The sequence below is a fragment of the Undibacterium umbellatum genome (genome assembly GCF_014284125.1).
In the GTDB taxonomy this organism is placed as follows: Bacteria; Pseudomonadota; Gammaproteobacteria; order Burkholderiales; family Burkholderiaceae_D; genus Undibacterium; species Undibacterium umbellatum.
In genome coordinates, this window is sequence record NZ_JACOFX010000001.1 from 489,135 (window position 1) to 502,768 (window position 13,634).

Here is a 13,634-nt window from a genome sequence, read left to right on the forward strand (position 1 = left end):
AACCTGTTTTTATTATTTAGATTTTGATTGCTTAATATGATCTTCCAACTCCGAAAAGGTGGGCCTCTCAGTTGAATATAGCACTTTCCGCCCAAATTCCACTGCCAAAGCTGGGGCATAACCATTCAGACTGGCCAACAAAGTGACCTTGATGCATTGAAAAGTCTTGGATGACTCATCCAACTGTTGCTCCATCAAACTAGACAAAGGACCGACAAATCCATATGCCAGCAAGATACCCAGAAAGGTACCGACCAAGGCCTTCGCGATCAGAATCCCCAATTCAGCAGGCGGAATACCAACCGATTCCATCGTGTGCACAACGCCCATCACCGCAGCCACAATCCCAAAAGCAGGCAAGCCATCACCAAGCTTGGCGATGAAATGTGCAGGAACTGCACCTTCGTGATGATGCGTTTCCAACTCATTATCCATCAAGTTTTCGATCTGAAAAGCATCCATGTTCCCTGAGACCATCAGCCGCAAATAATCCGATATGAACTCCATCATATGATGATCATGAACAATTGAAGGATATTTACTGAACAGCGGGCTTTCTTCCGGACGTTCGATGTCACCTTCGATGGACATCAGGCCTTCCTTACGCACTTTGGTTAGCACATCAAACAACATGGTCATCAACTCCATGTACAAAGCTTTATTGTATTTTGAGCCTTTCAAAACGCCAGGAAGTGCTTTCAATGAAGCCTTCAGAGTTTTTGCATTATTACCCACCAGTGAAGCACCTACCGCGGCGCCACCTATCATTAACAATTCCAGTGGCTGAAACAATACAGCAACGTGTCCGCCGGACATGACGAAGCCGCCAAAGACCGAGCCAACCACAATGATATAGCCAACGATAACTAACACAGGCTTTTACTCCTTAGAGAGGATTTTTTATAATATCGACTACACTACCTCAGACCTGAAACATTCACCAGAAATGGAAGGTTAAATATTGCTTCAGGAATACATTTCACTATGATCATTATATGCGCCAGATATAGAGAGCGGGGTCATTCGCATTGCTTTTTATAGTTACATCCGCATCAATACCAGGCACTTTAAACTCATAACTCATGAACAAGGTATCCGACCGCATCTCAGACCTCACTTTCACCCACAACTCTGGCATGGCCGCTGGCGACAAATACGCGAACACCACATCAAATTCAGCGAAATCAAGTCGAAGATAGTCTTTCAAGTAAAAACCAAGTCTGGGCCCCGCCAGTTTCGCCCTGAACCAACTTACTAGCCAGGGAAAAGGCGCGATTTCGACGCCATAAAATGATTGCTGTGGCCGCAGTTTTGCGAGACTGACGGATACACCACCAAAGCCACTACCTATATCAATGAAACGCAAATCATCGCGCGCAGGTAGTTGCTCAAGAATACACGGCAATAAACTGGATTTGGAAGGAAAATATGGAACTTGCGTACGGTAAGTTGACCAAAACAACAATACCATCAGCAAAAAGATGCACAAACTAAGTGCTGGATGCAACTGAAAAACAAGAGAAGCAATAACTGCAAGCGGGAAAATAAATTGTATTAACCACCACCACCAACTCATGCCCAACATAATGCTGAGGCCAGCGGCTAAACTAGCGTGAATAGTGAGAAGAAAATAAGGAGACAGTATGCCGCCAAACCACCACTGATCAGTGACATACAACAAATAAGACAAGCCAAAAGCGAGTAACTGCAATAACAGCGCCAGAAAGACGGGCGAAGAAAAGACTCCATCACCCAATAGGAGTTTGCCTTTGCGAGTTTTCGATGATACTACCTCCAAGGCTCCTCCTGAATTTTAAGCCACCATTTCCAGCGAGACCTCAGCATCTTTTGCTTTTTTTGTTTTACCTGCCCTTGACGGGACGTGGCACAAACCACATGCATAATCATCATGCAAATCCAGACTATGTGCAACAAAATGCCCACCACATTTGCAACATTTTGCAAAACTCAGCATTTTTCCTTCAAAGAAGCGAACCAGAGTCCAGGCACGTGTCAGAGACAATACTGGCTCCTCACCCGCTGGCACTGGAAATTGCTCCAAGTATAGGCGATATGCCTTGATGACGGCCTCGATGCCAGTCACTCCCGCATGTTCGCGCAAATATTTATGAATATTCATAAACAGGGAAGAATGAATATTTGGCTGCCAGGTAACAAACCAGTCAGCAGAAAAAGGCAACATGCCTTTTGGTGGAGATACCCCCTTCAATTCCTTGTATATCTTCAGCAGACGCTCACGCGACAAGGAAGTCTCAGATTCCAGCAATTGCAATCTGGCACCCAGATTGACCAATTCAATTGCCAGTTGAATTTCGTGAGCTTCGTTTACTACGCTTTTGCTTGCCATGATTTTTCTCCGTCCGCTTCGATTCAATGCCCGACAAATTAATGGATTTCTTCAACTGGCTGACCAGCCATCAAAATCGCAGCATGGGAATGCGCAAGAGCACGTTCCTTGTTGTAATTTGTCAACATACACAAAATCGAGCTATCTTCAAAGCGGAAGCGCGCCAACATCATATTGGAGCCAGCCAATTTCAAAATCTGGGCGTTATTCAAACCTTCGATCAGGTCTGCAATTTCCTTACCGATACCCAAACGGAAAATAGCGGTCGCTTTATCAGCGCGAATCATTTGTTGTGCCAACATCAAATAACTCAAATTGGCATCCCGAATCTCGGCCATCATATCGTTCTGCGTCATTTTCTCACCCTCCAGTTTGTAATCAGCGGCATGTTTGCGTTGCCAGTGAGATACATTGTGCAGGCTGTGGAAAAGCGGCTGTATAAGCGAGAATCCGTATTTAAACCAAGAATAAAACGAAGGCATGCCGTAGGAAAATATCCTACAGGCACATTTAGACATCTACAAAACTAAATTTCGTAGAAAACTGATTTTTATTTTTCGGATCAGCAAAATTGGCCAATTCAAAAAACATCAATGAAAACAATTACTTACGTAAAAAACGAGGTTTTACTTCATCGCCTTACAATCATTAACGGCAGCACTTTAGAAAACTTTAGGGAAAATTTAAAAATATTTTCGATTTATTTTCATACCCTCGTAACGGCAACAAATTGTGAAAACTTTAGGGTTGGGATCAAAAAAAACTCAAAAAAAAATCACCTGTTTGCAACAAGTGATCTTTTTTGAGTCATTTAGATGGCTATTAAAGCTAGCAATTCTTATATTTATTGCTCTTTATGCATTTCTTTAAAAGCAATATTTACCATTATTTCCTACACAGTCGTGCGCCAGATGCATTTATCCTTGATTTGCTTATCCAGACCTGACAACAGGGCTTCATGTTCCCCCATCTCTTCATCCGTTGCCATCAAGACTGCAATCTCTCCCACTGGCATATCAAAGGTGACGACCTCCTGCTTTGGGGCGTCATCTTCCTCAATATCGATCTCAAAACTATTTTGCCCGCGCGACATTGCCAGAAAAACATCTGCCAACAATTCAGCATCCAGCAAAGCGCCATGCAATTTGCGGTGCGAGTTTGAAATTTCATAGCGGGTACAGAGTGCATCTAGAGAATTGCGCTTTCCAGGATGCAATTCCTTAGCCTGCACCAGGGTATCTACAATGCTGGGGCAATATTCAGTCAGCACTGGCAAATTCAGGCGCGTGAGCTCTGCATTCAAGAAGCCGACGTCAAAGGGTGCATTATGGATAATGATTTCCGCACCCTTGATATAGCTACAGAACTCTTCAACCACTTCGGCAAACTTGGGCTTATCGCTTAAAAACTCTGTCGTTAAGCCGTGAACTGCCAGCGCGCCTTCTTCAGAATCACGCTCAGGATTGATATAGCGATGGAAATTATTACCAGTCAGCTTACGATTAATTAATTCTACACAGCCAATTTCTATGATTCGGTCGCCATTGCGTGCATTTAAACCTGTGGTTTCGGTATCGAGGACTAGTTGCCTACGCATATTGAATATTCCTATAAGACGACAATACTTAATTTAATCAAAAACCCAGCGCAGGGAAATACATGCGCCTGGTGCAGCCTGGCAAAACCGGCTTTGCATGCCTACGCCGGCAGCAAACAGTAAATCCTGGCCTATCGAGACATAGGGTAAGCGTTCCCGCTGCCAGAATGGTATGCGCAAAGACTGAAAATGACTCTTCATGTCGCGGGTCGAACGGTTTTCTGCCAACTTTAATCGCTCTCCTCCCCTGCGTAAATGCAGGGAAAGCGCCTGCGACTGCAACCAGGATGCTTCCAGACCATGAACACTCTGGTCAAAATAAAGGCTACCAGCAAACTCAGGGAAATGAATATACGCCTGCCCCTGCCAGACAAACTCCTGCAAACGACCTTCCTCTGCCACTTCAGCTTGTTGATCTGATAAATAGACAGTGTCTTTATAGCGGTGTATGGCGATAGTATCGTGATGCACTGTAATACGTGCATCTTCACGCCCATCAAACAGCTGGCTTTGCATTTCTTGCAAGCGCGAGGTCGTTGGCATGCGCACACCAGCCCTGGAAAACCAGTAGCGGAACAAATTGTCCCTGCGTGCAGGACTCAGTGCTCGCATGGCAGCAATTGCGAGGCCAGTCTCATACGTGCAATTGACAAAATCCTGCTGAGCAACTTCCAGCAGCAAATCTTGTGCCGCCTGAAAATGGGTAGCAGAACGCGCGATGCGCTCCGAATAACCGGGTGATAAAGCTTCAAGCACCGGCATTACACTGTGGCGTATGGCATTGCGCAGATAGCGCTGGTCAGTATTGGATTCATCTTCGATGTAGTTTAAACCCTGCTGACTCGCATAAGCTTCCAGTGTGCTTCGTTTTTCGGTCAGCAGAGGCCGCCCCAGCATGACTTCATCATGGCCAAACAAATTGGGTGCACGATGACAAACATCCATACCCGACATGCCAGCTACGCCGCTGCCGCGTAACAACTGCAATAACAGAGTTTCAGCCTGGTCATCCTGATGATGAGCAGCCAGGATTAATGGAGTACCTGTATTTTTTGACATTCGCCCCAACGCCAGGTAGCGCCCCTTACGCGCAGACGCCTCCACACCATCGCCGCTATCGCGGCTAACCTGTATGCATTCAGATTGAAAGCTGATGCCAGCGGCAACACAGCTGGCCCGGCAGTGCTCGAGCCAGGCGTCGGCATTGGAACTCAGGCCGTGGTGCACATGAAAGGCAAACAGGGGGATATCGCTGCGGCGGCAGTAATTCATCGCCAGGGATAGCAAAACCGTGGAATCCAGTCCGCCGCTATAAGCTACAGCGACGCCATTTTGCAGCTTTCCTTCACAGAAATCAGCAATAATGGCATCGAGTTTTTTTGAGAATGTTTGCTCAAGACCTGAGCAATGTTGATCTGACCTCATTCAGCAAGTTTCGTTTCCTTAAACTTGCCATAGCTCAGTAATTTTTCATGGCGGGCAGTCAGTAAATCCTTGGTTTTCACGCCCTGGAATTGACGCAAAGTGTCAGCCAGTGCGCGTTTTACCAAGGCACACATCTGTTTTGGATCCCTGTGGGCGCCGCCCAAAGGTTCATTGATGATCTTGTCAATCAGGCCCATAGCTTTCAATCTGTGCGCGGTCAGACCCAGCGCTTCAGCAGCATCAGATGCGCGATCAGACGTCTTCCACAGGATAGAAGCACAACCTTCCGGAGAAATCACGGAATAAGTTGCATATTGCAACATCAATACGGCATCACCTACTGCCAGCGCCAGCGCACCACCAGAACCACCTTCACCAATAATAGTGGTGATCAGCGGCACCTTCAGCTCTGCCATAACATACAGGTTATGACCAATAGCCTCGGACTGGCCGCGCTCTTCGGCATCTATGCCTGGCCATGCGCCAGTGGTATCAACAAAAGTAAATACAGGTATATCGAATTTTTCAGCCAGCTTCATCAGGCGCATGGCCTTGCGATAGCCCTCTGGCTTGGGCATACCGAAATTGCGCATGGCACGTTCTTTGGTATCACGACCTTTTTGGTGCCCCATGACCATACATGCCTGACCATTGAACCTTGCCAGACCGCCCACGATGGATTGATCATCTGAAAAACTGCGGTCGCCATGCAACTCATGGAAATCAGTGAACATCTGATTGATGTAGTCCATCGTATATGGACGCTGAGGGTGGCGGGAGATTTGCGACACTTGCCACGGGGTCAACTTGGCGTAAATATCCTTTGTCAACATCTGGCTTTTCTTCGACAGCCTGTCTATTTCTTCAGAAATATCGACTGCGGAATCATCTTGAACAAAACGCAGTTCTTCTATTTTTGTTTCCAGTTCTGCAATTGATTGTTCAAAATTTAAAAATGTCGTTTTAGTCATCGTGCCTCCTTAACATCACACGAGTTGATAAAAAAATCCAATTTCATTCTGGCGCTGGCGCTGTGTTTAATTGAATCAAGTGTCGCTATGCTAAGCGTACAAAACAAGAATTTAGATGCCTGTTTTGCAAAATTCGTATGTTTTTATAATGGACAATTAGTCCTGACGGACCAGATTAGATATCAAAACCTGCCCTGCTGTCCAGTATTCCCCGCTTTTGGCTTGCGCCAGAGCAGTAAAAATCAGCATCCAGATACCTGTTTCCATGACACAAATCCCTATAGCCCACAACTTGCATACAAGTCACGTGACGTCACAGATTCAGTTAAAACTGAAAAATAAAGTGAAGGGAAAATGCTGTTTGTTTGTCAAACACCCATAGTCGGCAACTTATTTGATAAGATGGCGCTTTGCTTGCAAGCCAGTATAACATTGCTGCTTATATGTTCTGCCTAACCCCTATAAATCCAAGACCGAACACCATGCGCCACATTTTAAAGAATGTACTTACCGTATCCAGTCTGTCCTTGTTATTGATGTCTGCCTATGCGCGCGCTGATGAGGCCGCAGATGTTGGCAAATTACTCAGGGCTGGCCAAGTAGGTGAAGCCTTGCAGAAAGTGGATGCGGCATTAGCACAGCGCCCCAAGGATGCGCAGATGCGCTTTCTCAAGGGTTTAATACTGACAGAGCAAAACAAGTCTGCGGAAGCCATCAGCATTTTCACTAAACTGACCGACGATTATCCGGAATTGCCTGAACCTTATAATAATCTGGCAGTGCTATATGCTTCATCAGGGCAATATGACAAGGCACGTGCCGCTTTGGAAATGGCCATCAGGACCAATCCAACTTATGGCACGGCCCATGAAAACCTGGGCGATGTGTATGCCAAACTGGCAAGCCAGGCTTATGACAAGGCCTTACAGCTCGATTCTGGAAACAATACCGCCAAGCTGAAACTCACCCTGGTTAAAAATCTGGTTGGCAATACCACTGGCGGCACCAATCCTAAAGCAGCCATGGCAGCAACAGCAGCGCCAACACCTGCTGCGCCAGTCAAGACTAATTCCGCTGCTGTTGCGGCGGCAAAACCTGAAGTTGAAACCGCCAAGCCAGAACCCAAAACCAAGCCCGCGCCTGTTGCTGCCACCACTGACAAATCAGAAGAAGATGTCATGAAAGCGGTAGAAAATTGGGCCAAGGCCTGGAGCAATAAAGATACCAATGCCTATCTGGGCCATTACGCAAAAGACTTTCAACCTCCAAAGGGTGAAAGCTTCAAAGCATGGGCAGAAGAACGCCGCAACAGGATAGAAGGCAAAGGCCGCATCAACGTCAAAATTGAATCATCCAAAGTCGATGTGGATGGTAATACCGCAACCGTCAAATTCCGCCAGATTTATACATCTGATCAGTTGACTGCCAATAGCCGTAAAACCCTGCAAATGGTAAAGCAGGACGGCAAATGGCAGATCAAACAGGAGCGTGCGGGTAGCTAATGTTTTTCGCTGTCAATCCTGATATTCCGGCTGCTGGCAAAGTCGGAAAATTGCGTATTTTTGCTATTATTGTACTGACATGCCTGGCATATGCACTATCGCCAGCATTGGTCATGGCCAAGTCACGACCAAACAAGGTCGCGCCTGCTGAAATCAATCCAAATGCACCTGACCCGGATACCTTGCTCATTGAAGTCTATAAAAGCCTGGCTGCCAATAACTTGCAAAAGGCTCAAAGCAAGATAGATGCTTTGGTTGAAGCTTATCCACATTTTCAACTAGCCCATCTGATACAAGGCGATTTGTTGTTAATGCATACTCGCCCGGTACGCAATTTTGGCGTTGGCGCTTTGACCCAACCGGACAAATTGAAAGACCTCAGAGATGAAGCGGCAGCTCGACTACGTTCTTACCGTGAACGCCCAGACCCCGAGCTTATCCCTAGAGTCATCCTGCAATTGCGCGACGACCAGAAACAGGCCATTGTCGTTGATGCCAAAAAATCGCGTTTATATGTTTATGAAAATACCGGGGGCCAGCCACGTCTGGTCAACGACTTCTACATCAGCCAGGGAAAATTTGGCATCAATAAACTCAAAGAAGGTGATCAAAAAACACCCATAGGCGTGTATTACATCACCAGCCGTCTGGCTGGCGCTAAGCTGCCTAGCTTTTATGGCCCTGGCGCCCTGCCCCTGAATTACCCCAATGAATGGGACAAATTCAATGGCCGCAATGGCTCTGGCATCTGGCTGCATGGCATGCCGCCTGAGAGTTTCAGCCGCCCACCCTTAGCATCTGATGGCTGCGTGGTATTGACGAATCCGGATTTTTTGAAAATTTCGTCCATGGTGGACATAGGAAAAACCCCAGTCATCATTAGTGAGCAACTGGAATTTGTCAGCCGCAATAAATGGATACTTGATAGGCATCTGGCAGAAAAGCTGGTCGATGACTGGCGCATGGACATGCAAAGCCAGAATGCCAATCGCATTTTGACTAATTATTCGCGTAATTTTAAGACTATGCAGGGTGATAACCTGAATACCTGGTTTCCCAAGCAGCAGCAAAGTTGGGATAACTGGCATAATCCTGTTATAAAATTGAAAGATGTCACCCATTTTCGTTACCCAGGCAAGGATGAGCTCATCGTCAGCACCTTTACCCAGGAAACCACGAATGGCAAAGCCAGAGCGGCGGTTCGCAAACGTCAATACTGGCTGAAAGAAGCAGCCAGATGGCGCATCATTTACGAGACCACCGTCTGAGCAGTTTACTGTAAACTTATTTCTTCCATCACTAACGTATGCTGAATATGAAAATATCAAAAACCGGACTGGGCAGTGTATTTCTGGGCACCTGCCTGATGATGGCAAGCGCCTTCAGTTTTGCCGAAGGGCAACCAAAGGTCGCATTTAAGACCAACATGGGTGAAATCGTTATTGAACTCTACCCTGAGGCGGCCCCAAAAACCGTCGAAAATTTCCTCAAGTACGTTAAAAGCGGACATTACAAAGGAACCATCTTTCATCGTGTCATTGATAACTTCATGATACAAGGTGGGGGTTACGACAAGGATATGAAAGAAAAGCCGACCAATAAACCTGTCCCGCTGGAAGCACGTGAAGCGCTGGACCGCGGCTTGAAAAATGACCTCGGCGTGGTTGCCATGGCCCGCACGCAAGACCCTAATTCGGCAAGCGCGCAGTTTTACATCAATGTCAAAGACAATGAGTTCCTGAACCATCAAATCCTGCCTGAGGGAGACCCTGTAGAATTCCAGTACCGTGGCAACACCGTCAACGAAAGACGCGCCCGAGCACTGGCAATGACAGCAGGCTACACGCCATTTGGCAAGGTCATCAAGGGTATGGAAGTGGTTGAAAAAATTAAAGTGGTCGAAACTGGCGAGGCAAAAATGATGCAAAATGTGCCTATCAAACCAGTTATCATTCAATCCGCTACCCTGCTAAAGTAAACAAATCTCTAAACTTTTTGAAACGAAAGACTATCATGGCCGTTATTCTGACCACCAACTTCGGTAATATCAAGATTGACCTGAACGAAGAAAAAGCTCCTAAAACCGTTGCCAATTTCCTGGCCTATGTTGAATCCGGTCACTACAATGGCACCATTTTCCATCGTGTCATTGACGGCTTCATGATACAAGGCGGCGGTTTTGAGCCAGGCATGAACCAAAAGTCCACCAATGCCCCTATCGAAAATGAAGCCAAGAATGGCTTGAAAAATGAGCGTTATGCACTGGCCATGGCACGCACTGGCGATCCGCACTCTGCTTCAGCCCAGTTTTTCATCAATACAAAAAAAAATGACTTCCTCGATTACCCAGGCCAGGATGGTTGGGGTTACTGCGTATTTGGTAAAGTAGTTGAGGGTATGGATATCGTCGACAAAATCACAGCGGTAAAAACCACCCGTACTGGCATGTTCCAGGACGTACCGGTAGAAAACGTCCTGATCGAAAAAGCAGAAATCGTTTAATATCTATTAGCACAATCCATGATCGCAGACCACAGCGCGAATCAGACAAAAGCGCAACCTGAACTGGTTGCGCTTTTTGTTTCTGACACCCATTTAAATACCACTCTGCCCTTGACCACGGCGGCATTTTTAAGTTTTCTCGACAAGCAGGCGACTCAGGCCAAGTCACTGTATTTATTGGGGGATTTGTTTGAATATTGGGTGGGTGATGACAATATCAACGACAGCTATAATTTGCCCATCGTCCAGGCCCTGCGCAAAGTCCGTGATCACGGCGTGCAACTATACTGGATAGCTGGAAATCGCGATTTTTTGATCGGCGCCGATTTTTCTGCCGCAACCGGGGCAATCTTGCTGAATGATCCCAGCGTAATTGATCTGGCAGGCAAAAAAATAGTGCTTAGCCATGGCGATGCGCAATGCACAGATGATCACGCGTACATGAAATTCAGGGCGCAAGTCAGGCAAGCAGAGTGGCAAACGACTTTCCTGGCTATGCCACTTGAGCAACGCAAAAAAATCATTGAAGGCTTGCGGACAGAAAGCAAGATGGAACAAAAACAAAAATCCGTCGCCATCATGGATGTCAACGCTGATGCCATTGCAGCATTGTTTTTACAAACTGGCAGCAGCACCATGATACATGGGCATACGCACAGGCCAGCCATACACACCAATAATGGTCAAACCAGGCATGTATTGCCGGACTGGGATTGCGATTGCGATGACCAGACCAAGCGTGGCGGCTGGCTGGCTGCCTATAGTGATGGCAATATTCAGGCTTACAACTGGGACGGGAACCTGAAGTAAATTAATGCATCCTCATGCATTGACAGTGTCAGACCGCAAATGACCGGCACTGATGCTTAACACCCTCCCACATCTTGCTGCAATCGACAAGTCGTGCGTAACCAGGACCAGGGTTGATCCACGCTCGCGATTCAAAGTGAACATCAGATTGATGATAGCCTCGCCAGTGGCGGCATCCAGGCTGCCGGTAGGTTCATCAGCAAACAACAAAGGCGGCTCGGTGACAAACGCCCGAGCCAGCGCCACCCGCTGCTGCTCACCACCTGACAGAAACTTGGGATAATGCCTGAGTCTTGAACCCAGTCCAACGTGTTCCAGCATTTTCTCTGCCTTGGCACGAGCCTGTTTATCACCACGCAACTCCAGCGGCAACATGACATTTTCCAATGCATTCAAATGCATCAATAATTGAAAAGACTGAAATACAAAACCCAGTTTCTCCTTACGGAATTGCGCTCTACCATCTTCTGTCAAATCAAAAATATCTACGCCATCCAGCATGACCTTGCCTTCCGTTGGCGTATCCAGACCTGCAAGAATACCAAGCAAGGTTGACTTGCCAGAACCAGATGCCCCAACAATTGCAAGCGTTTGCCCAGCTTGCGCGGTAAAATCTATGCCATTCAGTATGCTCAACTCGCCAGTCGCATCCGCTACGCGCTTGGTCAGGTGCTTTACTTCTATTGCCGCTTTATTTGATTCCATAAGGTCTTTACGTATGCTTTTTACTCGATTGTCAGGTCACGTCAGCAGCTTATTAAAGCAAGCCCTGGTGCTCGTCATGTTTGCAGTTACTACTTTACCCGCATATTCTGCATCAAAAACCATCCTTGTGCTCGGCGACAGCTTATCTGCCGAATATGGACTGGTGCGTGGCAAAGGCTGGGTAGCCTTGCTGGAGCAGAGATTGCAGCAAAAAAATATCCCGGCCACTGTCATCAATGCCAGCATCAGCGGCGACACTACCAGCGGTGGAAAGGCAAGACTGGCCAAACTACTGGAAAAACATCATCCAGATATACTTATCATCGAACTAGGTGGCAATGATGCCTTGCGTGGCCTCTCGCTAAAAGCTTCTGAAGATAATTTCAAAGGCATGATAGACATGGCAAAGATGCAGCGCAGCAAAGTGCTCTTAGCTGGCATGAAAATCCCACCAAATTATGGCCCCGATTATTCCGAGCGTTTTTTCTCTCTTTATGAAAAATTGGCAAAGGCAAACAAGACAGCATTAGTTCCCTTTTTACTGGAAGGCATAGCAGAAAAAGAGACGCTGTTCCAGGCAGACCGCATCCACCCTGCTGCAGAGGCCCATCCAGCTATACTCAATAATGTCTGGCCACATTTGTTGCCACTTTTAAGTAAATAAGTTGAGTAAACAATTCATGAAATATCCAGAGCTACTTGACTTCCCGGAGGTATTCGAGCGACGCGCAGAATTTGAAACCATCATCGATGTGCGCAGTCCCGCTGAGTTTGCTGAAGACCATATTGCCAACGCCATTAATTGCCCGGTACTCGACAACGATGAACGCATTGTAGTTGGCACCAAGTATAAGCAAGTTGGTTCATTTGAAGCCAAACGTCTGGGCGCAGCTCTGGTCGCAAAGAATATAGGACAGCATATAGAAAGCTTATTTCAGGACAAACCGCGCGACTGGAAACCGCTGATTTATTGCTGGCGAGGTGGAAACCGCAGCGGTTCCATGGCCCATGTTTTCGCAAAAATAGGCTGGCCAGTAGCGCAATTGAATGGTGGTTACAAAGCATACAGGCAATTTGTTAATAACAGCCTGAGTGCAGAGCTGGACCAGTTTCAGTGGCAGGTATTATGCGGCCCGACTGGCAGTGGCAAAAGCCGCACCCTGCAAACCTTGGAACGCCTGGGCGCACAAGTCCTTGACCTTGAACAACTGGCAGAACATCGTGGTTCAGTTCTGGGTGGCTTGCCCGAACATATTCAACCATCTCAAAAGCAGTTCGAAAGTCGCATTTTCGAGCGCATGCAGGAATTTTCACCTCAAAAAGTGATTTATGTAGAAGCGGAAAGTAAAAAGATCGGGGACCTGCGAGTTCCTGAACACCTGATGAGTGCCATGCGCGCCTCGACTTGCATACAGCTCAGGCTACCGACAGCCAGAAGAGTGGAGTTATTGATCGAAGAATATGCCCATTTCATGCATGACACTGAAAGCCTGAATAAACAATTGCACTTTCTGACAGCACTGCACGGGAAAGAAAAAATACTCAGTTGGCGAAGAATGGCAGAAGGTCGCGAACTACAAGGTCTGGTGCATGAGTTACTGGAGCAGCATTACGACCCTGCCTACAACAAATCCATTATTCGAAATTTTGCAAAATACCTCAATGCCCAGTCAATACAACAAAATAATATTGATGAATTTGACTTCATTGACACGGCAAATCAGATATTGAGTTTAGCCGATCGCTCATCATAA

15 protein-coding genes are annotated in these 13,634 nt (G+C 46.8%); 7 read left to right on the plus strand and 8 right to left on the minus strand.

Annotation, left to right across the window (positions count from 1 at the left end):
* Positions 1-12 precede the first annotated feature (12 nt).
* The 7 genes from motA to H8L47_RS02335 all read right to left on the minus strand — a co-directional run bounded on the left by motA (position 13) and on the right by H8L47_RS02335 (position 6,361).
* A complete protein-coding gene (gene motA / locus H8L47_RS02305; RefSeq protein ID WP_186951613.1) occupies positions 13-873 on the minus strand; it encodes a flagellar motor stator protein MotA in 861 nt (286 codons plus the stop codon).
* A gap of 118 nt (positions 874-991) precedes the next feature.
* Entirely contained in the window at positions 992-1,798 is an 807-nt protein-coding gene (locus tag H8L47_RS02310; RefSeq protein ID WP_222616373.1) for a class I SAM-dependent methyltransferase, read from the minus strand.
* Between the two features lie 15 nt (positions 1,799-1,813).
* Positions 1,814-2,368: a flagellar transcriptional regulator FlhC gene (gene flhC / locus H8L47_RS02315; protein ID WP_186951615.1), complete on the minus strand. Its 555-nt coding sequence runs from the start codon at positions 2,366-2,368 to the stop codon at positions 1,814-1,816.
* A 38-nt stretch (positions 2,369-2,406) separates the two neighbouring features.
* The gene (gene flhD / locus H8L47_RS02320) at positions 2,407-2,724 is read right to left on the minus strand and encodes a flagellar transcriptional regulator FlhD (RefSeq protein ID WP_110254236.1); all 318 of its coding nucleotides are present in this window, start codon (positions 2,722-2,724) and stop codon (positions 2,407-2,409) included.
* A gap of 536 nt (positions 2,725-3,260) precedes the next feature.
* Positions 3,261-3,965 (minus strand): DNA polymerase III subunit epsilon, encoded by a 705-nt coding sequence (gene dnaQ, locus H8L47_RS02325; RefSeq protein WP_186951616.1) that lies wholly within the window; start codon positions 3,963-3,965, stop codon positions 3,261-3,263.
* Positions 3,966-3,998: 33 nt separating this feature from the next.
* Positions 3,999-5,390, minus strand: coding sequence for a tRNA lysidine(34) synthetase TilS (gene tilS, locus H8L47_RS02330; RefSeq protein WP_186951617.1), 1,392 nt, complete (start codon positions 5,388-5,390; stop codon positions 3,999-4,001).
* Entirely contained in the window at positions 5,387-6,361 is a 975-nt protein-coding gene (locus tag H8L47_RS02335; protein WP_186951618.1) for an acetyl-CoA carboxylase carboxyltransferase subunit alpha, read from the minus strand. The genes tilS and H8L47_RS02335 overlap by 4 nt, the downstream gene beginning before the upstream one ends.
* A 482-nt stretch (positions 6,362-6,843) precedes the next feature.
* On the opposite strand from H8L47_RS02335, the gene H8L47_RS02340 reads away from it, so the two are divergent.
* From H8L47_RS02340 to H8L47_RS02360, 5 genes are read left to right on the plus strand one after another with little or no spacing between them, the layout of a single operon-like run.
* Positions 6,844-7,863, plus strand: coding sequence for a YybH family protein (locus H8L47_RS02340; protein ID WP_186951619.1), 1,020 nt, complete (start codon positions 6,844-6,846; stop codon positions 7,861-7,863).
* Positions 7,863-9,131, plus strand: a complete 1,269-nt coding sequence (locus tag H8L47_RS02345) for a L,D-transpeptidase family protein (protein WP_230413545.1) — start codon at positions 7,863-7,865, stop codon at positions 9,129-9,131. Before H8L47_RS02340 ends, H8L47_RS02345 begins: the two co-directional genes overlap by 1 nt.
* Positions 9,132-9,178: 47 nt before the next feature.
* The gene (locus H8L47_RS02350; protein WP_408057680.1) at positions 9,179-9,841 is read left to right on the plus strand and encodes a peptidylprolyl isomerase; all 663 of its coding nucleotides are present in this window, start codon (positions 9,179-9,181) and stop codon (positions 9,839-9,841) included.
* A 35-nt stretch (positions 9,842-9,876) separates the two neighbouring features.
* Positions 9,877-10,365: a peptidylprolyl isomerase gene (locus tag H8L47_RS02355; RefSeq protein ID WP_186951621.1), complete on the plus strand. Its 489-nt coding sequence runs from the start codon at positions 9,877-9,879 to the stop codon at positions 10,363-10,365.
* A gap of 18 nt (positions 10,366-10,383) precedes the next feature.
* On the plus strand, positions 10,384-11,175 hold the full coding sequence (locus tag H8L47_RS02360; protein WP_186951622.1) for a UDP-2,3-diacylglucosamine diphosphatase: 792 nt from the start codon (positions 10,384-10,386) through the stop codon (positions 11,173-11,175).
* A 12-nt stretch (positions 11,176-11,187) separates the two neighbouring features.
* Here H8L47_RS02360 and H8L47_RS02365 read toward each other — a convergent pair whose 3' ends face one another.
* Positions 11,188-11,880, minus strand: coding sequence for an ABC transporter ATP-binding protein (locus H8L47_RS02365; protein WP_186951623.1), 693 nt, complete (start codon positions 11,878-11,880; stop codon positions 11,188-11,190).
* Positions 11,881-11,893: 13 nt separating this feature from the next.
* Between H8L47_RS02365 and H8L47_RS02370 the strand changes: the two genes are divergently transcribed.
* The gene (locus tag H8L47_RS02370) at positions 11,894-12,544 is read left to right on the plus strand and encodes an arylesterase (RefSeq protein WP_186951624.1); all 651 of its coding nucleotides are present in this window, start codon (positions 11,894-11,896) and stop codon (positions 12,542-12,544) included.
* A 1-nt stretch (position 12,545) separates the two neighbouring features.
* On the plus strand, positions 12,546-13,634 hold the full coding sequence (gene mnmH / locus H8L47_RS02375; protein ID WP_230413546.1) for a tRNA 2-selenouridine(34) synthase MnmH: 1,089 nt from the start codon (positions 12,546-12,548) through the stop codon (positions 13,632-13,634).

Excerpts from the sequence above, each read along its gene's own strand:
- H8L47_RS02345 (WP_230413545.1), top strand. The coding sequence starts at position 7,863 with ATGTTTTTCGCTGTCAATCCTGATATTCCGGCTGCTGGCAAAGTCGGA.
- dnaQ (WP_186951616.1), bottom strand. The coding sequence starts at position 3,965 with ATGCGTAGGCAACTAGTCCTCGATACCGAAACCACAGGTTTAAATGCA.
- H8L47_RS02355 (WP_186951621.1), top strand. The coding sequence starts at position 9,877 with ATGGCCGTTATTCTGACCACCAACTTCGGTAATATCAAGATTGACCTG.
- H8L47_RS02365 (WP_186951623.1), bottom strand. The coding sequence starts at position 11,880 with ATGGAATCAAATAAAGCGGCAATAGAAGTAAAGCACCTGACCAAGCGC.
- H8L47_RS02335 (WP_186951618.1), bottom strand. The coding sequence starts at position 6,361 with ATGACTAAAACGACATTTTTAAATTTTGAACAATCAATTGCAGAACTG.
- flhC (WP_186951615.1), bottom strand. The coding sequence starts at position 2,368 with ATGGCAAGCAAAAGCGTAGTAAACGAAGCTCACGAAATTCAACTGGCA.
- H8L47_RS02340 (WP_186951619.1), top strand. The coding sequence starts at position 6,844 with ATGCGCCACATTTTAAAGAATGTACTTACCGTATCCAGTCTGTCCTTG.
- flhD (WP_110254236.1), bottom strand. The coding sequence starts at position 2,724 with ATGACGCAGAACGATATGATGGCCGAGATTCGGGATGCCAATTTGAGT.
- H8L47_RS02370 (WP_186951624.1), top strand. The coding sequence starts at position 11,894 with ATGCTTTTTACTCGATTGTCAGGTCACGTCAGCAGCTTATTAAAGCAA.
- H8L47_RS02360 (WP_186951622.1), top strand. The coding sequence starts at position 10,384 with ATGATCGCAGACCACAGCGCGAATCAGACAAAAGCGCAACCTGAACTG.
- H8L47_RS02350 (WP_408057680.1), top strand. The coding sequence starts at position 9,179 with ATGAAAATATCAAAAACCGGACTGGGCAGTGTATTTCTGGGCACCTGC.
- tilS (WP_186951617.1), bottom strand. The coding sequence starts at position 5,390 with ATGAGGTCAGATCAACATTGCTCAGGTCTTGAGCAAACATTCTCAAAA.